Origin of the sequence: Flavobacterium azooxidireducens (assembly GCF_023195775.1) — a bacterium.
Classification (GTDB): domain Bacteria; phylum Bacteroidota; class Bacteroidia; order Flavobacteriales; family Flavobacteriaceae; genus Flavobacterium; species Flavobacterium azooxidireducens.
The window spans coordinates 1,921,145-1,944,351 of record NZ_CP096205.1 but is presented as its reverse complement, the minus strand read 5'-3'; the positions used below and the strand labels follow the sequence as shown (position 1 = coordinate 1,944,351).

The window sequence follows — 23,207 nt, the reverse complement described above, 5'->3', positions numbered from 1 at the left end:
AATGAAAAATTTATTTAAAATCTTAGGAGTTGCATTGATTTCTTCTTTTGCATTTACTTCCTGTTCTAATGACGATGACAACAACGGACCTTCATCTACATTTGTTCTAAACGCAAGTGATTTCAAAGGCGATATAAACGATGGTGAAGTTGTTTTAAATTCAGGAACAGTTTACAAATTAACTGGAAAACTTGTTATTAATGATGGTGCAACTTTAACTATTCCAGCAGGAACCAGAATTGAAGGAACTATTGGAACATCCTATATCGTAGTTGCTCAAGGTGGAAAAATATTTGTAAATGGAACATCTTCAAACCCAGTTGTAATGACAAGTGACAAAGCTACAAAAGCTCCAGGTCAATGGGGAGGATTAGTTATTTGTGGTAAAGCCCCAATCAATAAAGGTTTAACAGCATCTGCTGAGGTTTCTGAATTAACTTATGGTGGAACAGTTGCTAATGATAATTCAGGTTCTATCCGCTATTTAAGAATTGAGTATTCTGGTTTTGCTTACAACAGTGAAAAAGAATTTAACGGACTTTCTTTGTTTGGAGTGGGAAATCAAACCACTGTAGAATATGTTCAAGTTCATGAAGGTGCAGATGATGGTTTTGAATTTTTTGGCGGAACAGTTAACACTAAATATTTAGTTTCTACTTCTAATGAAGATGATCAATTTGACTGGACAGAAGGTTGGAACGGAACAAATGAATTTTGGTTTGGTAAATTAGGTTTAGGCAGAGGAAATAGAGGTATTGAAGCTGACAACAACTCTTCTAACCACTTAGCATCTCCAATATCTAACCCTATAGTAAACAAAATGACTTTAATTGGTTTAGGTGATCAAGGAACTGAGTCGCAAGCTTTAAAATTAAGAGTTGGTACAAAAGGTACTTTTAATGATTTAGTATTAAGTAACTTCTTAATAGGTTTTGATGTTCAACATACGGAAGGAACAGGATATGTTTTAGACGGAACTTTAAAAGCTTCAAATGTAAAATTTGATAACGTTCCAACTAAAACGAAAGGTAGAGATACTGAAGGCGGAACTGTAAATATTGAATCCATTTACACTGAAAATGCTTCAGCAACTGGAGCTGGAAATGGAACTGCCACCCCTACTTGGGCTCAAGGTTGGACAGTAGGACTATAATACTTTTCAAAATAAAACATACTAAATCCCTCTTTTTAAACAAAGAGGGATTTTTTTGGTACACTATTTGAAATATTTTTTATACATTTACCAAACCAAATCGGAAAGATGAAAAAAAATTACTTTTATACCATTCTTTTAGCGGTTTTTCTTGTTTCACTGACAGTTTCTGCTCAGGAAAACAAGCCACAGCAACCCAACAAAACTCAGGAAACTACCATTGAGGGGCTTAGCTTTTACCCTAATCCGGTGAGTAACGGAAAAGTGTACATCACCTCAAAATCATCATTAGCCAAAGAAGTAACCATTTTTGATATTCTTGGAAAAGTTGTGCTTCAAAGTACAATTAATACCAAAGAATTAAATGTTTCTTCGCTTTCTCCGGGTATTTATATGATAAAAATCAAAGAAGGTGAAGCTACTGCTACCCGAAAATTGATTATCAAGTAGTTACATTTTCACTTTTTTTATAATTTAATGATTCTTTTACATACTTTTTTTCCTACTCAGAAAAAATGTACTTATCTTTGCAGTATAATTTTTATCTAAACATTTATAAAATGAAAAAACTTTACACTTTATCTTTAATTTTGTTAATTAGTGGGTTTTCTTTTGCCCAAAATGTAATTACTAATGGAGGTTTTGAATCTTGGACAGAGGGTACTCCAGATGGATGGTTGATTACGCTTGGTAATAATGGTGGATCTGTTTCTCAAGAAACAACTATCGTACACGAAGGTCAAAGTTCTGTGAGACTTGTAGCTCCAAACGGAACTGGCAATAATAGAGTTGGATTTACTGATTTCGCAGTTACTCCAGGCACAAACTATACACTTACTTATTGGTATTATGATCAAGACAACAATGCTAGATTTAGACATTGGGCGTCTTTTAGATCAGATACTGCAGCACTACCAAATAATCAACAAGTTCCTGAATTTCAACCTTCAACATATAACGAAAACACAACTGGTTGGCAACAAGTTACTGTTACAGGTGTTGCTCCTGCAGCAGCTACAATTATGAGATTAGACTTTAGAGTATTTCAAGAATCTAATGATGCATCAGGCGGTAGCGTATTTATAGATAATGTTGCTTTTGGAACTAATTTATCTGTAAACAAAAATTCAATCGAAGGTTTGAAAGTATATCCAAATCCAGTAACTAACGGAACTTTGTACATTTCTACTCAAGCAAATGCTGAAAGAACTATACAAATTTATGACATCCTAGGAAAACAAGTTGCAAACAAAGTAACTTCTAACGAAGCTATCAATGTTTCTAACTTAAACGCAGGTGTTTATATCGTTAAAATTACCGAAGAAGGAAAAACGGCTTCAAGAAAGTTAGTAATTAACTAATTTTTCTTTACATAAATTTTAAAAGCATCAACGAAAGTTGGTGCTTTTTTTATTGCTATTTTTGCACCAATGAATTCTTATCCCGACATATTTTCCATCAGCAGCCACAAAGAATTTGAGAAAATCACGCTCAAAGTTTTTCGGCATCAATATGACAACAATTTGGTTTATCAGGATTTTTGTTCGTTGTTGAAAAAAGACAAATCCAACGTAAAATCGATAGAAGAAATCCCGTTTCTGCCAATTCAGTTTTTCAAAAGTCATGAAATTCTGAGTTCGAAAGATCAAATTCAAGAAACATTTACTAGCAGCGGAACAACCGGAACCTTGACAAGTAAGCATCTGGTAACTGATGTAACTTTTTACGAACAAAGTTTTCGAAAAGCATTTTCACAACTTTATGGAAACATTGAAGATTATGTTGTTTTAGCTTTGCTTCCCTCCTATTTAGAACGTGATGGTTCATCATTGATTTATATGGTAAATGATTTGATTGAAGGCTCAAATCACCCTGAAAGCGGTTTTTATTTGAATAATTATGATGAATTAATTCAGAAACTTATCGAATTGGATTCTTCCGGCCAGAATGTTCTTTTAATTGGTGTAACATATGCTTTGTTAGATTTGGTTGAAAAACAAACCTTTCAATTGAAAAACACAATTATCATGGAAACCGGCGGAATGAAAGGCAAACGAAAAGAAATCATCCGTGAAGAATTGCATTCTATTTTATGTAATGGTTTTGGCGTTCCAACCATTCATTCCGAATATGGTATGACCGAATTATTATCGCAAGCCTATTCGCTAGGAAATGGCATTTTTGAATGTCCGCCTTGGATGTCTATTCTCATTCGTGACACGGAAGATGCGTTAACGTATGTTGATTATGGAAAAACCGGCGGAATCAATGTGATTGATTTAGCTAATGTCAATTCCTGTTCCTTTATCGCTACACAAGATTTGGGCAAAAAATATCCCAACCATTCGTTTGAAGTGTTGGGACGTTTTGATAATAGTGATATTCGGGGGTGTAATTTGATGGTTGTTTAACCGTTGCGGGTTGGAAAGTTGCGAGTTACGGGTTTAAACTGCTCGCAAAATAAAATATGTTTTCTTTCCTCGTTGCAATAACACAAATTCATTGTTGATTAAATCACTCGTTGAAAGTGAAAAATCTTCTGTTACTTTTTCACGATTCACCGAAATAGAATTTTCTTTTAACGCTCTTCTGGCTTCGCTATTGGAAGGTAAAAAACCCGATTTTGCTGATAATGCATCAATTATACCGATTCCGTTTTCTAAGTCTACTTTTAAAATTTCTGCTTGTGTAATTCCGTCAAAAACATCTAAAAATGTTTGCGAATCCAATTGTTTCAAATCTTCTGATGTTGAATTTCCAAACAAAATATTTGATGCTTTTACTGCTTTTTCATATTCTTCTCTTGAATGCACAAAAACCGTAATTTCTTCGGCTAATTTCTTTTGTAACAAACGTAAATGCGGTTCTTGCTGATGTTTTTCAATTAAATCTTCTATTGTTTCTTTGTCTAAAAACGTAAAGATTTTGATGTATTTTTCCGCATCAGCATCGGTAGAATTAAACCAAAATTGGTAGAATTTATACGGCGACGTTTTATCCGCTGTTAACCAAACATTTCCACCTTCCGATTTTCCAAATTTTGAACCATCGGCTTTAGTGATTAATGGAGTTGTTAACGCAAATGCTTTTGCTCCTTCATCTTCGGTGTTGACGTTTAATCGTCGCACTAATTCCGTTCCTGTGGTGATATTTCCCCACTGATCGGAACCACCCATTTGAAGTAAACAGTTGTAGTTTTTATATAAATGATAAAAATCGTAACCTTGAATTAATTGGTAAGTGAACTCCGTAAACGACATCCCTTCCCCATCACCTGAAAATCTTTTTTTCACAGAATCTTTCGACATCATATAATTCACTGTGATTCGTTTACCCACATCACGAGCAAAATCAATAAATGAAAAATCTTTCATCCAATCATAATTATTCACCATAATTGGAGCATTAGAGTCAGTTGAATTGAAATCTAAAAATCGAGATAAAACACCTTTAATTCCTTCTACATTTTTGTTCAAAGTCGCTTCGTCCAACAAATTTCTTTCATCCGATTTTCCGGACGGATCGCCAATCATTCCGGTAGCTCCACCCACCAAAGCGATAGGTTGATGACCAAAATTTTTAAGGTGAACCAACAAGATGATTTGCACCATGCTTCCAATGTGTAATGAGTCGGCTGTAGGGTCAAATCCGATATAGGCAGTCGTAGATTCTTTTAGCAATTGCTCTTCTGTTCCCGGCATCATGTCGTGAAACAATCCTCTCCAACGTAATTCTTCTACTAAATTTTTCATGTGTGGATTTTATTTATTTTTTAAAGGTCACATGGAATCGCTTATTTTTATCGGTGTTTATTCAAACCTCTTTTAGTGGCGATTTCATTAACAAATAATTTTGGCAAAGATAGTTTTAATTCGATAATTTGAAAATGTAGAACAGAAACATTTATCTTTGTTTTTATGAATTTAGTTACAGGCGGAACCGGCTTAGTGGGTGCACATTTATTACTTCATTTACTTCAAAATGGCGAAAAAGTTCGGGCTTTATTTCGTTCAGAAAACAGTATTCAAAAAACTAAAAATCTTTTCAAATCACTCAATTACAGCAATTTATTTCATAAAATCGAATGGGTTTCAGGAAATGTAAACGATATTCCTTCGCTCGAAAAAGCGTTTGAAAATATAGAATTTGTCTACCATTGTGCTGCTCTAATTTCGTTTGATGGTGTGGAGGAAGAAAATCTTCGTAAAATTAACATCGAAGGAACAGCCAACATGGTGAATTTTGCATTGGCTTTTGGTGTGAAAAAATTCTGCTACGTGAGTTCCATTGCCGCTTTGGGCGATTTAAAGGAAAGTGAAACCGTGATTACCGAAGAAACCGAATGGAATCCTGAAAAACCGCATAGCGATTATGCTCTTTCAAAATTTGGTGCCGAAATGGAAATCTGGCGAGCAGAACAAGAAGGTTTACATTGTGTGATTGTGAATCCGGGAGTTATTTTAGGAGCTGGTTTTTGGGATTCTGGTAGTGGTGAAATTTTTATGAAAGTGAAGAAAGGAATTCCGTTTTACACCAAAGGTTCAAGCGGATTTGTAGCCGTAGAGGATGTTGTTTCTGTAATGTGTCAACTTATGAAAAGTGATATTTCAGGAGAACGATTTACCTTAATAGGCGAAAATATTGTTTTTAAGGATTTGATTTTTTGGATTGCAGAAGGTATAAACATTAAAAAACCTTCTATGTATGCAAAACCTTGGATGACATCTATTGTCTGGCGATTAGATTGGTTTTTTTCAACATTGTTTTTTCAAAAAAGAAGATTTTCAAGAGCAACCGCCAAATCGTTACATACAACTGTTTTGTATTCTAATGAAAAAATTAAGTTACAATTGAATTTTGAATTTCAGCCAATAAAAGAAGTTGTAAAAAAAGTTAGTTCAGCTTTCTTAAATTAGCTTTAATTTCTTCGATAGATTTTTTAGTTTTCAATGAATCTTTAGTTTTTGGATTTTTAGATTCTTTTTCTTGTTCAATTTTCAAGAGGCTATCTGCTACTTTTTTATTTTCTTCAATTCTATTTTCTATTGTTTCATACATCTTTTTATACTTTTTTAAATTAGAAGCATAATATGCTGTATTCTCAACAAATTGCAAACTGTCGATTGCATATTTTTTGTAAATATAGGTACGTGAATCGATATTGTTATCTTCCAAAACACCAGGATTACTTGACCTTATAGCATCTAAAATACTAATATCATAAAGAATATCGACCATTTTTTCTTCCTCAATAAGTTTTGATGGTTTTTTTACTCCATCATCATTACAAGAAAGAAACAGTATTGAAAAAAACAATATAAGAAATTTAAATTTCATCATTTATCGGTTAAAGAGTAATCGCATTCCGGCTTTGGTATCATTTACTTTTGAATTCTGATAAACCAATTCACCATTCACAAATGTGTGTGTAATTCGCGATTTAAAATTAGTTCCTTCCAAAGGTGACCATCCACATTTATAAAGAATATTTTCTTTTTTCACGTTCCAAGGCATAGCAGGATTTATCAAAACCAAATCGGCATAAAAACCAACTTTAATGAATCCTCTGTTTTCAATTTTAAAAATTTTAGCCGGATTATGAGCCATTTTTTCTACTATTTTCTCAACAGAAATTTTCCCTTGATGATAGGCTTCAAACATCGCCACAACAGCATGCTGTACTAGTGGTCCGCCGGAAGGAGCTTGCAAATAAGATTGTTTTTTTTCTTCTAACGTATGTGGAGCATGATCGGTGGCAATCACATCAATTCGGTCGTCTAAAAGTGCTTGCCAAAGTGCTGCTCGGTCTGCTTCGGTTTTTACAGCCGGATTCCATTTGATTAAATTTCCTTTCGTGTCGTAATCGGCATTAGTGAACCACAAATGATGAATGCACACTTCTGCGGTGATTTGTTTGTCTTCAATCGGAATTTTATTGGTAAACAATTCCATTTCCTTTGCTGTGGAAAGATGAAAAACATGTAATCTTGCACCGGTTTTTTTGGCTAAAGCAATGGCTTTGGATGAAGAAAGATAACACGCTTCTTCACTTCTGATTAAATGATGAAATTTTACAGGAACATCGTCACCGTATTTTTCTTTGTATAAAGCTAAATTGCTTTGAATGGTCGCTTCATCTTCGCAATGAACAGCAATCAGCATTTTGGTTGATGAAAATATTTTTTCTAACACTTCTTCGTTATCCACCAACATATTTCCGGTTGATGAGCCTAAAAACAATTTGATTCCGGCTACATTTCTGGGATTTGTTTTTAAAACTTCTTCCAAATTATCATTGGTTCCGCCCATCATAAACGAATAATTGGCATGAGATGTTTCGGCTGCAATTTGGTATTTTTGCTCTAACAATTCCTGCGTCACGGCATTCGGAACTGTGTTTGGTTGTTCTATAAACGATGTAATTCCGCCCGCTACAGCAGCTCTTGACTCTGAAGCAATATCGCCTTTGTGCGTCAACCCTGGTTCACGAAAATGCACTTGATCATCAATGGCTCCGGGAATTAAAAAATTTCCTTCGGCATCAATTACTTTATAATCTGGTTTGGCACTAATACTATCTTCAATCTCAACAATTAGCTGATTTTCAATGAGTAAATCACCTTCAAATATCTTTCCTTCGTTAACAATTTTGGCGTTTTTTATTAAGATCCTTTTCATTTTCTTTTCGATTATAATCGATTAAATAGTTTTTTTATGCGTAACGAAATCACTCCAAAAACAGCTTCTTTAATGATAGAATTGCTCATTTTGGATTGTCCTTTTGTTCGGTCTGTAAAGATAATAGGAACTTCTTTAATTTTAAAACCTTTGCAGTAAGTTCTGTATTTCATTTCGATTTGAAATGCATAACCCACAAATTTAATTTTGTCGAGATTTATTTTTTCAAGCACTTCTCTGCGGTAACAAATGAAACCTGCAGTAGCGTCATGAATTTTCATTCCGGTAATTATTTTTACATAAACCGAAGCAAAATAAGAAAGTAATACCCTGCTTAATGGCCAATTGACCACATTCACTCCCCGAACATATCGAGAACCAATTGCCATATCGGCTTCTCCGGCTTGACAAGCTTCATATAATTTATTCAAATCTTGCGGATTATGAGAAAAATCGGCATCCATCTCAAAAATAAAATCGTAGTTGTTTTGCAACGCCCATTTGAATCCATGCACATAAGCCGTTCCCAATCCGGATTTCTTTTTTCTAACTTTCAAAAAAAGTTGCGAAGGAAATTCTTTTTGTAAGGACTCTACTTTTTCATAGGTTTTATCGGGTGAATTATCATCCACAATCAATATGTGAAAAGGCTTTTCGAGAGCGAAAACTGCCCTAATGATACTTTCAACATTTTCAATTTCGTTGTAGGTTGGAATGACTACTAAACCGTTACTCATAAAAAGACAAAATTTCTAAGCAAAAGTAAACTTTTTATGAACGTTGATTCATAATAAAATTATAATAAAGTGATTGAAATAAAAAAATAGTAATTTTACAAACGAATTATGGACTACATTTTAGAAAATCGGATAGTAGATAGTAAAGATTGGGCAACCGTTTTGTTTGTCTTGAGCTTTGCATTGATTGCGGTGACTAAAACTTTTTTTGAAGCCCGTTTTAATGAATTTCTAAAATTGTTTGTTACTGATAAATACCTTAAAATCTACAAAGATCCTTCGCATATGATGAGCTGGTTTACAATCAGTTTATTTTTTGTGCAATTGATTTCGTTTGCTTTTTTTATTCTTATTTTGCTGAATTATTTCGGATTAGCTTCTAAAACCGATGGTATAAAATACATCCAAATTATTACGCTGCTTGGTGTTTTTGTACTTTCTAAATACCTTGTTGAAAAAATCATTGCTACCTCCTTTAAAATTGAAGATTTTATGGAGCAATTTAACCTTCAAAAAGTAAGTTACCGCACGTTTATTGGGTTACTAATTCTTCCGGTTAATATAATTTTGTATTATAACGATGTTTCTTCAAAGCTAATTATTTACGGAATTCTGTTGATTATATTGACAGTAAATGCATTAACTTATCTTATTTCATTAAAATCTTATCAAAGTTTACTAATTCGTAAGATGTTTTATTTTATTTTGTATCTTTGTGCCCTTGAAATAGCTCCCTACTATTTTATGTATTATTGGTTTACAAGACGTTAGTTTTACAACAAAATTCGATATGAAAGTGAAAACAATTTTGGTGTCACAACCAGAACCAAAAGTAGAAAATTCTCCCTACTTTGAGCTTATTCAAAAGCATAAAGTAAAAATCGATTTCAGACCCTTTATTCATGTCGAAGGTGTTCCGGTAAAAGATATTAGAAGTCAAAAAATTGACTTGCATAATTTCACGGCCATCATCTTAACCAGTAGAAACTCTGTGGATCATTTTTTTAGGGTTGCCGAAGAAATGCGATATAAAGTGCCGGAAGATTTAAAATATTTTTGTCAATCGGAAGCTGTTGCTTTTTATTTACAAAAATATGTTATCTACAGAAAACGTAAAATTTATGTTGGTCAAAAAGATTTTGTCGAATTGTCTCCCTTGATTAAAAAATACAAAGAAGAAAAATTTTTATTGCCAGCATCCGATCAATTGAATTTTGACATTCCTCAAACATTAGATGGATTAAAAGTAAATTGGACTCAAGGTGTTTTTTACAGAACTGTAATGAGCGACTTGACTGATTTAGCCGATGTTTACTATGATGTTTTGGCCTTTTTTAGCCCAACCGGAATAAAATCATTGTTTAAAAACTTCCCTGACTTTAAACAAAATGAAACGAGAATTGCGGTTTTTGGTAGTACAACTCAAAAAGAAGCAATAGAGCACGGTTTGCGTGTAGATATTATGGCTCCGTCTCCGGAAGCTCCATCGATGACAATGGCATTAGAAAAATATATTGCAAAGACGAATAAGGATAAATAATCCTCAATTTCATATAAATTAAAAAGAGTCCCACAAAATTGCGGGACTCTTTTCGTTTGGTTAGTTAGTGTAAAATTATAATTGAGGTCCGGACTTCACTAAGTTGCGTCCTTCTTCATTGTCTGTGTATTGTACAAAGTTTTTAATAAACAAATCGGCCAAATTAGACGCTTTTGCTGTCCAATCTTCTGCATTAGCATATGTATCTCTTGGATCTAGAATAGACGGATTTACATCATGCAAAGCTGTTGGTACTTCAAAATTAAAAATCGGAATTAATTTGGTTTCTGCTTTTTCGATAGAACCGTCTAAAATAGCATCGATAATGGCTCTTGTATCTTTAATCGAAATTCGCTTTCCAGTTCCGTTCCAACCTGTATTAACCATATAAGCAGTAGCTTCGTGTTGTTCCATTTTCTTCACCAATTCTTGTCCGTATTTGGTTGGATGAAGTGATAAAAATGCTTTTCCGAAACAAGCTGAAAAAGTCGGTTGCGGTTCAGTTACACCTCTTTCAGTTCCGGCTAATTTTGCTGTAAATCCGGAAAGGAAATAATATTTTGTTTGTTCTGGAGTCAATTTAGAAACCGGAGGCATCACACCAAAAGCATCTGCTGTTAGGAAAATAACTTTAGTTGCGTGACCCGCTTTTGAAACCGGTTTTACAATATTTTGAATGTGATTAATAGGATAAGAAACTCGCGTATTTTGCGTCACAGAACCATCTTTAAAATCGATTTTTCCGTTTGCATCCAACGTTACGTTTTCTAATAAAGCATCTTTTTTGATGGCTCCATAAATATCCGGTTCGTTTTCTTTACTCAAATCGATGGTTTTTGCATAACATCCACCCTCAAAATTAAAAACACCTTCGTCATCCCAACCGTGCTCATCGTCTCCAATTAATTCACGTTTTGGATCAGTTGATAAAGTTGTTTTTCCTGTTCCTGATAAACCAAAGAAAACTGCTACATCACCATCTTTACCTTTGTTAGCAGAACAATGCATCGAAGCAATTCCTTGTAAAGGCAAATAGTAATTCATCATCGAGAAAAGTCCTTTTTTCATTTCTCCACCATACCAAGTTCCGCCGATGATTTGAACTTTTTCGGTTAAATTAAAAGCAACATATACTTCAGAATTTAATCCGTGTTCTTCATAATTTTTGAAAGATGTTTTAGAACCATTCATCACAATAAAATCAGGTTCACCAAAATTTTCTAATTCTTGTTCCGTTGGACGGATGAACATATTTTTGACGAAATGTGCTTGCCAAGCCACTTCCATTATGAATCGAACTTTTAAACGAGTATTTTCGTTTGCACCACAAAATGCGTCAACCACAAATAATCTTTTTCCTGAAAGTTGATTAACTGTTGTTTCCTTTAAAGCATTCCAAGTAACTTGAGAAATAGGTTTGTTGTCATTTGGTGCTTTTGGAGAGTTCCACCAAATGGTATCTCTCGTCACCTCATCTTCTACAATATATTTGTCTTTTGGCGATCTTCCGGTAAATTCTCCCGTCATTACATTTACCGCTCCTAATTCTGACAATTGTCCTTTTTCGTATCCTTCTAACTTTGAACTTAGTTCTTCTTCATAAAGAAATTCAAACGAAGGATTATAAACAATTTCTTTGACATTATTGATTCCGTACTTTTCTAACGAAATCGATTTCGTAAATTGAGCGTATGTTTCCATAAATTTACCTTTAAGTTGTGTTTAAATATTTGGCAAAAGTAAAAATTAAATCTTTACAATTGATAATTTGTTGAAAATTTATCCCTTTTGTTTAAGAATGTTCAAAAACAGAGCTATCCATGCTCCTATTAATAGCAATCCTCCAATTGGCGTAATTGGCCCTAAAAACTTAAAATCAATAGAAGTTAAGTCATTTGTTGCCAATAAATAGATGGAACCGGAAAAAAACAAAACCCCTACTAACACCAACGTTAAAATAATTTTTTTTATTTTATCTGACAATAAAATTGTTGTTCCTAAAAACAATAAAAATAGTGCGTGATAAAATTGGTAGCGAACACCGGTTTCAAAACTGACTAATTGATTTTCGTTTAAAACTTCTTTTAACGCGTGAGCTCCAAATGCTCCTAAAATGATTGCAATTACTCCTAAGATAGCAGCAACTAGTATGATTTTTCTATTCATTTCATATTATAATAATCAAAATTACGGAATTATTTTTCAACCTCAAATGGAATTAACATTGTAAAATTTGTTAGGAATATAACATCTAACTACATTTGTGTGATTTTTACACAAAAATGATATGAGAAATATATTGATTATTGGTGCCGGACGATCTGCTTCTTCGTTGATAAAGTATTTGTTAAATAAAGCGATTGCGGAAGATTTGCACCTTACGATAGCTGATTTATCTTTAGAATTGGCAAAGAAAAAAACCAATAATCATCCCAACGCAACTCCAATTTTGCTGGATATTTCGAATGTGGAGAATCGTCAAAAAGAAATTCAAAAAGCTGATATTGTGATTTCGATGCTTCCGGCTCATTTGCATATTGAAATTGCCGAAGATTGTCTTACTTTCAACAAACATATGGTGACGGCTTCGTACATCAGTCCCAAAATGCAAGAATTAGACAGTCAAGCGAAAGAAAAAGGATTAATTTTTATGAATGAAATTGGCCTTGATCCCGGAATTGATCATATGAGTGCAATGAAAATCATTGATGAAATTAGAGAAAAAGGTGGAAAAATGATTCAATTTGAGTCGTTTTGTGGCGGATTAGTAGCTCCTGAAAGCGATACTAATTTGTGGAATTATAAATTTTCTTGGAATCCGAGAAATGTGGTTTTAGCAGGACAAGGCGGTGTTTCAAAATTCATTCAGGAAGGAAAGTACAAATACATTCCTTACAATAAATTATTTCGCAGAACCGAATTTTTAGAAGTCGAAGGTTACGGACGTTTTGAAGGTTATGCCAACCGCGATTCGTTAAAATACAGAAGCATTTATGGTTTAGATAATATCTTAACCATGTATCGCGGAACATTACGACGAGTGGGTTATTCAAAAGCGTGGGATATGTTGGTTCAATTAGGAATGACCGATGACGGTTATCCGATGGAAAATTCGGAAAACATGAGTTACCGTGATTTTACTAACTCGTTTTTAGCTTATCATCCTACGGATTCAGTAGAATTGAAGTTACGCCATTATCTCAAAATTGATCAAGATGATGTGATTTGGGATAAGTTTGTGGAACTCGATTTATTTGACGGAGACAAAAAAGCCGGCATTAAAAACGCAACCCCAGCTCAATATTTAGAGCATATTTTGGCCGAAAAATGGGCCCTTCAACCCGAAGACAAAGACATGATTGTGATGTACCACAAATTTGGATTTGAATTAGACGGAAAGAAAAAACAAATAGACAGCACCATGGTTTGTTTAGGCGATGATCAAACGTATACTGCTATGGCGAAGACAGTCGGACTTCCGGTTGCCATTGCTACGCTACAAATTTTGAATGGAAACATCACTACTCCAGGAGTGCAATTACCAATTAAAAAAGAAGTTTATGAACCAATTTTGAAAGAATTAGAGTCATTTGGCGTGATTTTTACAGATAAAGAAGTGCCGTATATGGGTTATAACCCAAATAATGTTGGCAGTTAATTATTTGGAAGATTTATTTTGTTTATTGATTTCATCTTGCAGTTGACGACCTAATCTTTGCTCTTTTTCGAGGGCTTTTCGTTTGTAATCTTCGTAAACTTCTTCCAGTTTTTCCAGATTATTTTTTGCTTCGTTGGCTGTTGATTTTGCTCCTTTAAATTGAAACAAAAACACCAATAAAATTAGAAGTAAAACCGAAATAATTCCCCACATAATCAAATTATAGTTCGTTTTGCTGATTGGAGCCCCAAGAAACGAAACATTATCCTGAGCTATTTTAAGTTTATCAAGTTCAGCCTGTGTTGTTTTTAATGTATCTTTTAATTGCTGAACAGTTGCAGAATGTGATGCAAATTCTTGTTTTAAATCGGCTAATTCAGTTTTGAATCGGTTAACGGAATCAATACTATTTCGTTTTAAAATCGTTAGAAAATCTCTTTTTACAACTTTATACTCCTGAAAATTATTTGATTTTTGAACGACATAATCAAATTGTTTATCCAATGTTCCGTTCATCGAAGCTTGTCCGCCATTTTGAATGGAATCCTGAGCAAATGAAAATGTAATTACGAATAAAAAGAGCAGTGAATGAATATATTTTTTCATGTGATGTTTGTTTGGTAAGATTGATTTAGTTGATTAACAAATTTAATTTTTTTAGTTTAAGAATCCTAATAGATTTTTCAATCTCAAATTCTTTGAAAAAGTAAATTTTATAATAATGTAACTTTAAAATTGATTTTTTAGTATTTTAGAAAGTAATTTTATATTTTTAATTAAAATTTATAAGTATGAAAATCAATTCGCTTGAAATAGAAATTGACGGTATTGATAAAGAAATTCTTCGTGATTTGATGGAAGATGCTCGAAAACCCATTTTACAAATTGCAAATAAAATAGGAATTTCCGGTGCTGCCATTCATCAGCGGTTGCGAAAACTGGAAGAAGCCGGTGTGATTTCGGGTTCTAAATTTGTGATTAATAATAAGGTGTTAGGGTATAAAACGATGGCTTTTGTTGGCATTTATTTGGATAAAGCGTCGAGTAATTCGGATGCTGTGCGAGAATTGAAAAAAATTCCGGAAGTGTTGGAATGTCATTATACGACAGGAAACTGGAGTATTTTGGTTAAAATAATTTGTAGAGATAACGAACATTTGATGCAACTGCTTAATAAAAAAATTCAACCGATAGATGGTGTTTCGAGAACAGAGACGTTTATTTCGTTGGAACAGCAGATTGAGCGGCAGATACAGTTGTAGGGGTTGCGGGTTGGAAGGTTGCGGGTTGCGGGTTTTTGCCGCGAAGTAAGTAAGGCACGAAGTTCTTGTTTACTTAAAATGATCGGAAATAAAAAACTTATGAAAAATAAGGTTGAGATTCCTACGGAATGACAAGATTGTGTTGAAAACTGTCAACTGATTACCATTCCCTTCTAGCCCCGATTGCAGTGGAAATCTTTTTGTTGGCGAGCTTTGCTCGTGAACAAAAAATTGCAACGGAAAGCGGGAATATGGTTTCCTGAAAAAGCCCGAGCCATTCGCTTCCAAAAAAAAATCCGCTACGATGGTAACGGATTTTGGTAATTTTATTTTTTTGAACTAGTCTCTGGAACCAAATACTTGGAGAGCCCAATATAATAAGGATGCTAAGGCACCAATTGCAGCAACTAAATAGGTTCTGGCAGCCCATTTTAAGGCATCTTGAGCTCCTTCATATTCTTGTTGACCGACCATATTTGCTTTCTTTAACCAAGCTAATGCTCTGTTACTCGCATCGTATTCCACAGGTAAAGTAATGAAACTGAATGTGGTAGCTAACGCCATCATCACTAAACCGGCGATGGCTACGTAAAATCCGATTGCACTTCCGGAAGCGGCTCCTAAAATTAAACCACCGATTACTAACCATTGCGACATTCCGGAGGAAACACTCACTACAGGTACTAATTTGGAACGTAACGTCAACCATTCGTAGGCGGTTGCGTGTTGCACGGCGTGACCAACTTCGTGAGCGGCAACAGCTGCAGCAGCGGCGTTTCGTTGGTTGTAAACAGCTTCACTCAAGTTTACTGTTTTGTCAGTTGGGTTGTAGTGATCGGTTAAACGACCGGGAGTTGAGATGACTTTTACGTCATAAATCCCGTGGTCTTCGAGCATTCGTTGAGCGATTTCTGCTCCGCTCATTCCGTTACGCAATTGAACTTTTGAATAAAATTCAAATTTTTTCTTTAGTTGACGACTTACTAACCAACTTACTAAAGCAATTGCTCCAAGTATAATATAATATCCTATCATTTTTTTTCTTATTTTAAAAATATAAAGTTACAAATATATAGCAAATTGCAAGCCAAATTTGTGTAAATTATTTTTACTGAAAATTTGGCAGTTATTTGCTTGAATTTATTTAGAGAAAACCAATCAGCGAAACTCCGAGTCCGAAATGATAACTAGAAAAATCACTTGTGGTGGCAAATTTTGGTGCTCCCATTGCTTGGCGGTATTTTGCTTCGGCGGTGAGGTAAACATCCGGAAAACGCTTATTGTCATACACTCTAACGGAAGCTTCTATGCCGGGTTGAAGAATGTAGAAATAATTGGTTTCGATGCGTTTGGCGGATTCGTTAACGCCGTATTCATCCCAAAATTCTTCTACAATGTCGCGATCAACCAACGTAGCCATTGCTAAACCGTTGCTCAATTGCAGACCGATTCTAAATTTTTCTTTCTTCAATAAATCAAATTGGTTGAGCCAACTTATTTCGCTGTATTGAACGGCTGGACTTAGCACATCGTATCGAAAATCGGTATTTGTTTTTCTGGAAGCATAGCTTACATTGATACCGCTTGCCCAATTTTCTCGAATATAATATCGAATATCCATTGAAAAACCAATGAAATTAGTGTTCAAAATGGGTGTGTAAAAACCCGAAAAATCAAAAACAATTTCATTTGGCAAGACTTGTGTTTCTAACATTTCTTCTTCTTGAGCAAACAAAAAAGATGCGAAAAACAGTACAAAGAGTAGTATTCGTGATTTCATAAGCAGTAAGTATTTGAATTAATTTTATGAAATCAAAAAATCTGCCAAAAAAATGGCTTTAGGTATTGTTTAACACTTGTTGATGAAAAAAGCCACGGATTCACAATTGAATTTGCAAATCCGTGGCTAAATCTTTTTATAAAATTATCCCACTAAGTTGATAATTTTCCCGGGAACAATAATCACTTTATTTGGCGTTCTTCCTTGCAATTGAGCTTGGGTGCGTTCGTCTGCCATCACAATTTCTTCAATTTGAGCAGCGGTTAAATCCAATGGTAATTTGATTGTGAATCGCATTTTCCCATTAAAAGAAACCGGATATTCTTTTTCGGATTCTATTAAATATTTCTCTTCAAAAATTGGAAATGCTACGGTTGAAACCGAACCTTCGTGACCCAATTGACTCCATAATTCTTCGGCAATGTGCGGAGCATACGGTGAAACCAAAATAGCTAACGGTTCTAAAATTTTTCGGTGATTGCATTTTAACTGAGCCAATTCGTTCACACAAATCATAAATTGTGAAACGGAAGTATTGAACGAGAAATTCTCAATGTCTTCTGTTACTTTTTTGATGGTTTTGTGTAATGATTTGTACATTTCTGCGGTTGGTTCATCATTAGTGACAATCAAACCATTATCGTCAAAATACAAACGCCATAATTTTTTCAGGAAGCCTGAAACTCCGGTAATTCCGGCTGTATTCCAAGGTTTTGCTTGTTCTAATGGACCGAGGAACATTTCGTATAAACGTAAGGTGTCGGCTCCGTATTGGTTGCAAATATCGTCGGGGTTGACTACGTTGTATTTGGATTTGGACATTTTTTCGACTTCTCGAGAGACTTTAAACCTTTCATTTATTTTAAAAAATGTTGTGTTTTCAAAATTAGAATTATAAATAGCTGATTTTTCAAATTCTTCTATTAATAACTCATCTGAAGAGTTAATGTAATTAACATCTACATGTAATTGAAATGAATTATATATTTTAATTTCAATTTCGTTTATTTCTATTCCACTCAAAACTTCTTTTACCTTTTCATCATCAATTGAGTTAATATATAATTTTCGCAAATTATAATCAGTTTCTGATTCAACTTCATAATAATCATCAGAAAGACAAACTGGTCTAGCCAATTTAAAGACATGATGTAATCCAATTTTTGGACAATCAATCAAAACCTCTGTTATTTTTTTCACTAGAGCACTCATCCCTAAAATCATCCCTTGATTAATCAATTTTTTAAATGGTTCCTCGGGTGTGATGAAGCCGCGGTCTTTTAAAAATTTATTCCAAAAACGGGAGTACAATAAATGTCCGGTGGCGTGTTCGCTACCACCAATGTATAAATCTACGTTTTCCCAATAGTTCAAAGCATCTTGGCTTGCAAATTCGTTTTCATTGTGAGCATCCATATAACGCATCCAATACCAAGAAGAACCTGCCCAACCCGGCATCGTGTTCAATTCTAATGGAAAAACGGTTTTGTTATCAATCAACTCGCAACTCGTAACTCGCAACTTTTCCACATCCCAAGCCCAGTGCGTAGCATTTCCTAACGGCGGTTGTCCGTCTTCTGTGGGTAAATATTTCTCTACTTCAGGTAAAATGATTGGAAGATGTTTAACATCAATTATTTGCGGCAAACCATTAACGTAGTAAACTGGAAACGGTTCGCCCCAATAACGTTGTCTTGAGAAAACCGCATCACGCAAACGGTAATTGGTTTTTCCTTTTCCTTGACCAATTTGTTCTAAAGCTTCAATGCCTTTTTTGGTGGCTTCTTTGTAACCTAGACCGTTTAAAAAATCAGAATTGACTAATTCAAAACCACTTTTTTCTGCAAAAGCGGCTTCGGAAATATCTTGGTTGAAAATGTTTTTAATTTCGGGCATTCCTTCTTTTCCTTTGAAGAAATTGGCAAACGCATAATCGCGTTCGTCTCCACACGGAACAGCCATTACAGCTCCGGTTCCATAACCGGCTAACACATAATCGCCTATCCAAACCGGAATGGGTTCTTTGGTAAACGGATGCTCGGCATACGCTCCTGTGAAAACACCGGAAATGGTTTTTACATCGGCCATTCGTTCTCTTTCGGAACGTTTTGATGTTGCTTCTACGTACGCATCTACAGCTGCTTTTTGTTCAGGAGTTGTGATTTGCGAAACCAGTTCGTGCTCGGGTGCGAGGGTCATGAAGGTTACGCCGAAGATGGTGTCGGGGCGGGTTGTGAAGACGGAAATTTCCTCCCCCCGACCCCCTCCAAGGGAGGGGGAGACTGGGCGGTAACTTTGTCTTGAATCTAGTGTTTCTTTTATTTTTTTTAGAACAATGCTGATATGGTGTTTTACTTCATCGTTTGTAAAGCGAATTACTTTGAAAAAATACTTTTGTTCGAGTTCTAATGTTCGTTCTGCATCTAAAGCTTGTTGTTCTGGTATGTTGTGATATTCACCATCCACTTCTACTATTAACTTTTTCTCTAAACAAACAAAATCGGCAATGTATTTTCCGACTAAGTGCTGTCTTCTGAATCTCACACCAAGCTTTTCTTTTCTCAATTCTTCCCACAACATAGCTTCTGCAAAAGTGGGTTCTCTTCTCATTTCTACAGCGTGAGGCAACAAATCTTTTGACAAAAGCGGGTCTCCGGTCATATATCCCGGCTCGCCTCCCCCTCCTCTGGAGGGGGTTGGGGGGAGGATTTTAAAGGAAACCATCGCCCCAACACTCTTTCCAATCCAATTACGTTGACTTTCTTTAATGCTTTCGCTCCAATCGATGGTTTCTAAACCTTGTAACAAACGTTCCGCATACGCAGAAATTCGCATACTCCATTGGGTCATTTTTTTACGGATGACGGGATGACCTCCACGTTCGGAAACGCCATTGACAATTTCGTCGTTCGCCAAAACGGTTCCTAGAGCGGGACACCAGTTGACTTCGGTTTCGGCTAAATACGTTAAGCGATATTTTAATAAAATTTCTTGTTGTCTTTCAGATGAAAATGCATTCCATTCAGCTGCTGAAAAAATTTCTATGTTGTCATCACAAACGATATCCACATTGGCATTTCCTTCGGCTTCAAACACTTTTACCAATTCTGAAATTGGAAATGCTTGATCGGAGTGTTTACAATAATACGAATCAAACAATTGAATAAAAATCCACTGCGTCCATTTGTAATAATCCGGATTTGATGTGCGAACTTCTCTACTCCAATCGAATGAAAAACCGATTTTATCTAATTGCTCACGATAACGAGCTATATTTTCTTTGGTCGTTTTTTCGGGATGTTGCCCGGTTTGAATGGCATATTGCTCCGCCGGAAGTCCGAATGAATCATATCCTTGTGGATGCAACACATTAAAACCTTTGTGTCTTTTATAACGAGCCACGATGTCTGAAGCAATATATCCCAGCGGATGACCTACGTGTAAACCTGCTCCGGATGGGTACGGAAACATATCCAACACATAATATTTTGGTTTTTCAGAATTATTTTGTGCGGCAAAGGTTTGGTTTTTAGCCCAATATTCTTGCCATTTGGCTTCGATTTTTTCGTGGAAGTATTTCATATTCTAAGGTGCTGAGGAACTGAGTTTCTGAGTTGCTAAGGTTTTTTAAACGGCAAATTTACGTTTATTGTACTAAACTCAAAACTTTCAACGTTATAAACTGTGGTTTAACCAATTTCTTTTTTAATTTTACGGCTTAAATTAATTTCTATGGCATCATCTTACGAAAAGTATCAAAAAAGACGACTTATTTCTTCCTATTTTTCTGTGGTATTAAGTGTGTTTTTAGTACTTTTTTTATTGGGAATTCTTGGGTTTTTTGTGATTAATTCGAAAAAATTATCGGATGATTTTAAAGAAGAAATTCCAATGTCGGTCTATTTTAAAGATGCTGCAAACGATAGTGTGCTTAAAAATTTTGAAGCAAAATTAAAAGCGTCAGCTTATGTAAAAACTGACACTTTTGTATCAAAAGAAACGGCAGCTTCAAAACATAAAGATATTATTGGTGAGGATTTTATGCAGTTTTTAGGATTTAATCCGTTGCAGAATTCCTTTGATATCCATCTAAAAGCAGATTATGTTGAAGCGGATAGCATCAAAAAAATTGAAAAAGAATTCAAGGAAAATAAGATGATTTCTGATATCGTTTACGATAAACATTTAGTTGATTTAGTGAATGATAACATTAAAAAAATCACTTTTTGGATGTTAATCGTGACCGGATTTCTGGCTTTTATAGCAGTTTTATTGATCAATAGCTCGATGCGTTTATCAATATATTCCAATCGATTTATCATCAAAACGATGCAAATGGTGGGAGCAACAAAATCGTTCATTAGAAAACCATTCATCATGCGAAGCATAAAATTGGGAATAATTGGTGCTCTATTGGCAATCATTGCAATAATTGGTGTGTTATTTTACATCGATTCTAATTTTCCAAAACTTGGTATTTTAGAAGACCAAATAATGATAGGTTCTGTCTTATTAGGCGTTTTAGTTTTAGGAATTTTAATTTCTTGGTTCAGCACTTTCTTTGCCACACAAAAATTCTTAAACCTTAGAACAGACGATTTATATTAATTTTTATTTGAAAAAATGAGCAGTAAAAACGAACAAAAACAGGAATTCCTTTTTGAAAAAGTGAATTATAAAATTCTTTTAATCGGAATTGGAATTATCGTCTTAGGTTTTATTTTAATGAGTGGCGGCGGTAGCGATGACCCAGCTGTTTTTAGCGAAGCTATTTTTGACTTCCGAAGAATTCGTTTGGCACCAACAGTTGTTTTAGCTGGATTTGGCGTGGTGATTTATGCTATTATGAAAAATCCAAAAAAGCAATCAAATCCAACTAATTAATTATTTTATCTAATCCAAAATGGGCATTTTAGAAGCTATTATTTTAGGAATTATTCAAGGTTTAACAGAGTTTCTTCCCGTTTCTTCCAGCGGACACTTAGAACTTACCAAAGCGATTTTAGGCGAAGACAAAATGCCGGAAGAAGGATTACTATTTACCGTAATTGTTCACTTTGCCACAGCTTTAAGTACAGTTGTGGTTTTTAGAAAAGATATTGTAGAAATTATTACGGGTCTATTTCAATTTAAATGGAACGAATCTTTTCAGTTTTCATTGAAAATTATTCTGTCAATGATTCCTGCTGTAATCGTTGGATTATTATTTGAAAAAGAATTAGAGCAACTTTTTGACGGCAATGTCGTTTTTGTTGGATTTATGTTAATCGTTACGGCATTATTACTTTTTTTTGCAGACAAAGCCAAAAATACTTTGAAACCTGTTAGTTTTAAGAACGCTTTATTTATTGGAATTGCTCAAGCAATTGCTATGCTTCCGGGAATTTCTCGTTCAGGAGCAACTATTTCAACATCCGTTTTATTAGGAGTTGACAAAAGTAAAGCGGCTCGTTTTTCCTTTTTGATGGTTGTCCCGCTGATTTTTGGAAAAATTGCCAAAGACGTTATGAGTGGCGATTTAGTTTATAACGAGTCAAGTTTTGGCTATTTATCCGCTGGATTTTTAGCGGCTTTTATCGCAGGTTTATTTGCTTGTAGCTGGATGGTTAAATTGGTTAGAAACAGCAAATTAAAATATTTTTCAATTTATTGTTTAGTTGTGGGTTTACTGGCAATTATCATCGGTTTAACGCTTTAACGAATGACAGCGGAAGAAATTTTAGAAGGGCAAGTCATTTTAGTTGATAAACCATTAACGTGGTCCTCATTTCAAGCGGTTAATAAGTTGAAATATGCTTTGAAACGCGAATTAGACCTTCCAAAAAAATTTAAAATTGGTCATGCCGGAACGTTAGATCCTTTAGCTACCGGATTATTAATTGTTTGTACCGGAAAATTTACCAAACGAATCACAGAAATTCAAGGCCAACCCAAAGAATATACCGGAACTTTCAAATTGGGAGCCACTACTCCATCGTATGATTTGGAAACTGAAATTGATGAAAATTTTTCAATAAATCATATTGACGAAACATTAATTAATCAAATTTTACCGCAATTTTTAGGTGAAGTTGATCAAAAACCACCTGTTTTTTCAGCCATTAAAAAAGACGGAATTCGAATGTATGAACACGCTCGTGCCGGTGTAGAAATGGAAATGGAAAGTAGAAAAACTACTATTCATGAATTTGAGATTACCCGAATTGATTTGCCCGAAATTGACTTTAGAGTAGTTTGCAGCAAAGGAACATACATTCGTTCGTTAGCAAATGATTTTGGAAAAGCACTTGAATCCGGTGCTCATTTGACAGTTTTACGACGTACAAAAATTGGTGATTATTCGGTTGAAAATGCAGTTTCTCCGGATGATTTTGAATCTAATTTATTGAAAAAATAAAA

The 23,207-nt window shown here is 34.6% G+C and carries 23 protein-coding genes; 13 read left to right on the top strand and 10 right to left on the bottom strand.

Going from position 1 to position 23,207, the window contains the following annotated elements; translation table 11 throughout:
- The first annotated feature begins 1 nt into the window (after position 1).
- From M0M57_RS08495 to M0M57_RS08480, 4 genes are all read left to right on the top strand, one after another.
- Positions 2-1,153 (top strand): hypothetical protein, encoded by a 1,152-nt coding sequence (locus tag M0M57_RS08495; protein WP_248432540.1) that lies wholly within the window; start codon positions 2-4, stop codon positions 1,151-1,153.
- A gap of 108 nt (positions 1,154-1,261) precedes the next feature.
- The gene (locus M0M57_RS08490; RefSeq protein ID WP_112084926.1) at positions 1,262-1,603 is read left to right on the top strand and encodes a T9SS type A sorting domain-containing protein; all 342 of its coding nucleotides are present in this window, start codon (positions 1,262-1,264) and stop codon (positions 1,601-1,603) included.
- A gap of 110 nt (positions 1,604-1,713) precedes the next feature.
- A complete protein-coding gene (locus M0M57_RS08485) occupies positions 1,714-2,514 on the top strand; it encodes a T9SS type A sorting domain-containing protein (protein ID WP_248432539.1) in 801 nt (266 codons plus the stop codon).
- 69 nt (positions 2,515-2,583) lie between these two features.
- Positions 2,584-3,564, top strand: a complete 981-nt coding sequence (locus M0M57_RS08480) for a LuxE/PaaK family acyltransferase (RefSeq protein WP_248432536.1) — start codon at positions 2,584-2,586, stop codon at positions 3,562-3,564.
- A 33-nt stretch (positions 3,565-3,597) separates the two neighbouring features.
- Here the strand turns inward: M0M57_RS08480 and tyrS are convergent, their stop codons facing one another.
- Positions 3,598-4,905 (bottom strand): tyrosine--tRNA ligase, encoded by a 1,308-nt coding sequence (gene tyrS / locus M0M57_RS08475; protein WP_248432535.1) that lies wholly within the window; start codon positions 4,903-4,905, stop codon positions 3,598-3,600.
- Positions 4,906-5,070: 165 nt separating this feature from the next.
- Between tyrS and M0M57_RS08470 the strand changes: the two genes are divergently transcribed.
- A complete protein-coding gene (locus M0M57_RS08470; RefSeq protein WP_248432533.1) occupies positions 5,071-6,069 on the top strand; it encodes an NAD-dependent epimerase/dehydratase family protein in 999 nt (332 codons plus the stop codon).
- On the opposite strand, the gene M0M57_RS08465 is transcribed toward M0M57_RS08470, so the two are convergent.
- From M0M57_RS08465 to M0M57_RS08455, 3 genes are read right to left on the bottom strand one after another with little or no spacing between them, the layout of a single operon-like run.
- Positions 6,047-6,490 (bottom strand): DUF4296 domain-containing protein, encoded by a 444-nt coding sequence (locus M0M57_RS08465; protein WP_248432531.1) that lies wholly within the window; start codon positions 6,488-6,490, stop codon positions 6,047-6,049. The two genes, M0M57_RS08470 and M0M57_RS08465, sit on opposite strands and share 23 nt — an antisense overlap.
- A gap of 3 nt (positions 6,491-6,493) precedes the next feature.
- Positions 6,494-7,831: a dihydroorotase gene (locus M0M57_RS08460; protein ID WP_248432529.1), complete on the bottom strand. Its 1,338-nt coding sequence runs from the start codon at positions 7,829-7,831 to the stop codon at positions 6,494-6,496.
- Positions 7,832-7,842: 11 nt separating this feature from the next.
- Positions 7,843-8,568, bottom strand: coding sequence for a polyprenol monophosphomannose synthase (locus M0M57_RS08455; protein WP_248432527.1), 726 nt, complete (start codon positions 8,566-8,568; stop codon positions 7,843-7,845).
- Between the two features lie 108 nt (positions 8,569-8,676).
- Here M0M57_RS08455 and M0M57_RS08450 point away from each other — a divergent pair, with 108 nt between their 5' ends.
- Positions 8,677-9,339 carry a DUF4271 domain-containing protein gene (locus M0M57_RS08450; protein WP_248432524.1) on the top strand — a complete coding sequence of 221 codons (663 nt, stop codon included), beginning with the start codon at positions 8,677-8,679 and terminating at the stop codon, positions 9,337-9,339.
- A 19-nt stretch (positions 9,340-9,358) separates the two neighbouring features.
- Entirely contained in the window at positions 9,359-10,108 is a 750-nt protein-coding gene (locus M0M57_RS08445) for a uroporphyrinogen-III synthase (protein WP_248432522.1), read from the top strand.
- A gap of 75 nt (positions 10,109-10,183) precedes the next feature.
- Here M0M57_RS08445 and pckA read toward each other — a convergent pair whose 3' ends face one another.
- Both pckA and M0M57_RS08435 read right to left on the bottom strand, forming a co-directional pair.
- Positions 10,184-11,809 carry a phosphoenolpyruvate carboxykinase (ATP) gene (gene pckA / locus M0M57_RS08440; protein WP_248432513.1) on the bottom strand — a complete coding sequence of 542 codons (1,626 nt, stop codon included), beginning with the start codon at positions 11,807-11,809 and terminating at the stop codon, positions 10,184-10,186.
- A 78-nt stretch (positions 11,810-11,887) separates the two neighbouring features.
- Positions 11,888-12,274: a DUF423 domain-containing protein gene (locus M0M57_RS08435; RefSeq protein ID WP_248432511.1), complete on the bottom strand. Its 387-nt coding sequence runs from the start codon at positions 12,272-12,274 to the stop codon at positions 11,888-11,890.
- A 121-nt stretch (positions 12,275-12,395) separates the two neighbouring features.
- Here M0M57_RS08435 and M0M57_RS08430 point away from each other — a divergent pair, with 121 nt between their 5' ends.
- Positions 12,396-13,766, top strand: coding sequence for a saccharopine dehydrogenase family protein (locus M0M57_RS08430; RefSeq protein WP_248432509.1), 1,371 nt, complete (start codon positions 12,396-12,398; stop codon positions 13,764-13,766).
- On the opposite strand, the gene M0M57_RS08425 is transcribed toward M0M57_RS08430, so the two are convergent.
- Positions 13,767-14,372, bottom strand: a complete 606-nt coding sequence (locus tag M0M57_RS08425; RefSeq protein ID WP_248432508.1) for a hypothetical protein — start codon at positions 14,370-14,372, stop codon at positions 13,767-13,769. It lies immediately after the preceding gene.
- A gap of 185 nt (positions 14,373-14,557) precedes the next feature.
- Between M0M57_RS08425 and M0M57_RS08420 the strand changes: the two genes are divergently transcribed.
- On the top strand, positions 14,558-15,028 hold the full coding sequence (locus tag M0M57_RS08420) for an Lrp/AsnC family transcriptional regulator (RefSeq protein ID WP_248432505.1): 471 nt from the start codon (positions 14,558-14,560) through the stop codon (positions 15,026-15,028).
- Positions 15,029-15,367: 339 nt separating this feature from the next.
- Here M0M57_RS08420 and M0M57_RS08415 read toward each other — a convergent pair whose 3' ends face one another.
- From M0M57_RS08415 to M0M57_RS08405, 3 genes are all read right to left on the bottom strand, one after another.
- Positions 15,368-16,063 (bottom strand): zinc metallopeptidase, encoded by a 696-nt coding sequence (locus M0M57_RS08415; RefSeq protein WP_248432503.1) that lies wholly within the window; start codon positions 16,061-16,063, stop codon positions 15,368-15,370.
- Between the two features lie 109 nt (positions 16,064-16,172).
- Entirely contained in the window at positions 16,173-16,808 is a 636-nt protein-coding gene (locus M0M57_RS08410) for a hypothetical protein (RefSeq protein WP_248432501.1), read from the bottom strand.
- 144 nt (positions 16,809-16,952) lie between these two features.
- The gene (locus tag M0M57_RS08405) at positions 16,953-20,390 is read right to left on the bottom strand and encodes a leucine--tRNA ligase (protein WP_248432499.1); all 3,438 of its coding nucleotides are present in this window, start codon (positions 20,388-20,390) and stop codon (positions 16,953-16,955) included.
- A 150-nt stretch (positions 20,391-20,540) separates the two neighbouring features.
- Here M0M57_RS08405 and M0M57_RS08400 point away from each other — a divergent pair, with 150 nt between their 5' ends.
- Genes M0M57_RS08400 through truB form a run of 4 tightly spaced genes read left to right on the top strand, consistent with a single transcriptional unit; the run spans position 20,541 to position 23,205 of the window.
- Complete coding sequence (locus M0M57_RS08400; protein WP_248432497.1) at positions 20,541-21,416, top strand: cell division protein FtsX; 876 nt, start codon at positions 20,541-20,543, stop codon at positions 21,414-21,416.
- A gap of 15 nt (positions 21,417-21,431) precedes the next feature.
- A complete protein-coding gene (locus M0M57_RS08395; protein ID WP_248432495.1) occupies positions 21,432-21,692 on the top strand; it encodes a DUF3098 domain-containing protein in 261 nt (86 codons plus the stop codon).
- Between the two features lie 19 nt (positions 21,693-21,711).
- Positions 21,712-22,506 (top strand): undecaprenyl-diphosphatase UppP, encoded by a 795-nt coding sequence (gene uppP / locus M0M57_RS08390; protein ID WP_248432492.1) that lies wholly within the window; start codon positions 21,712-21,714, stop codon positions 22,504-22,506.
- 3 nt (positions 22,507-22,509) lie between these two features.
- Positions 22,510-23,205 carry a tRNA pseudouridine(55) synthase TruB gene (gene truB, locus M0M57_RS08385; protein WP_248432490.1) on the top strand — a complete coding sequence of 232 codons (696 nt, stop codon included), beginning with the start codon at positions 22,510-22,512 and terminating at the stop codon, positions 23,203-23,205.
- Positions 23,206-23,207: the final 2 nt, after the last annotated feature.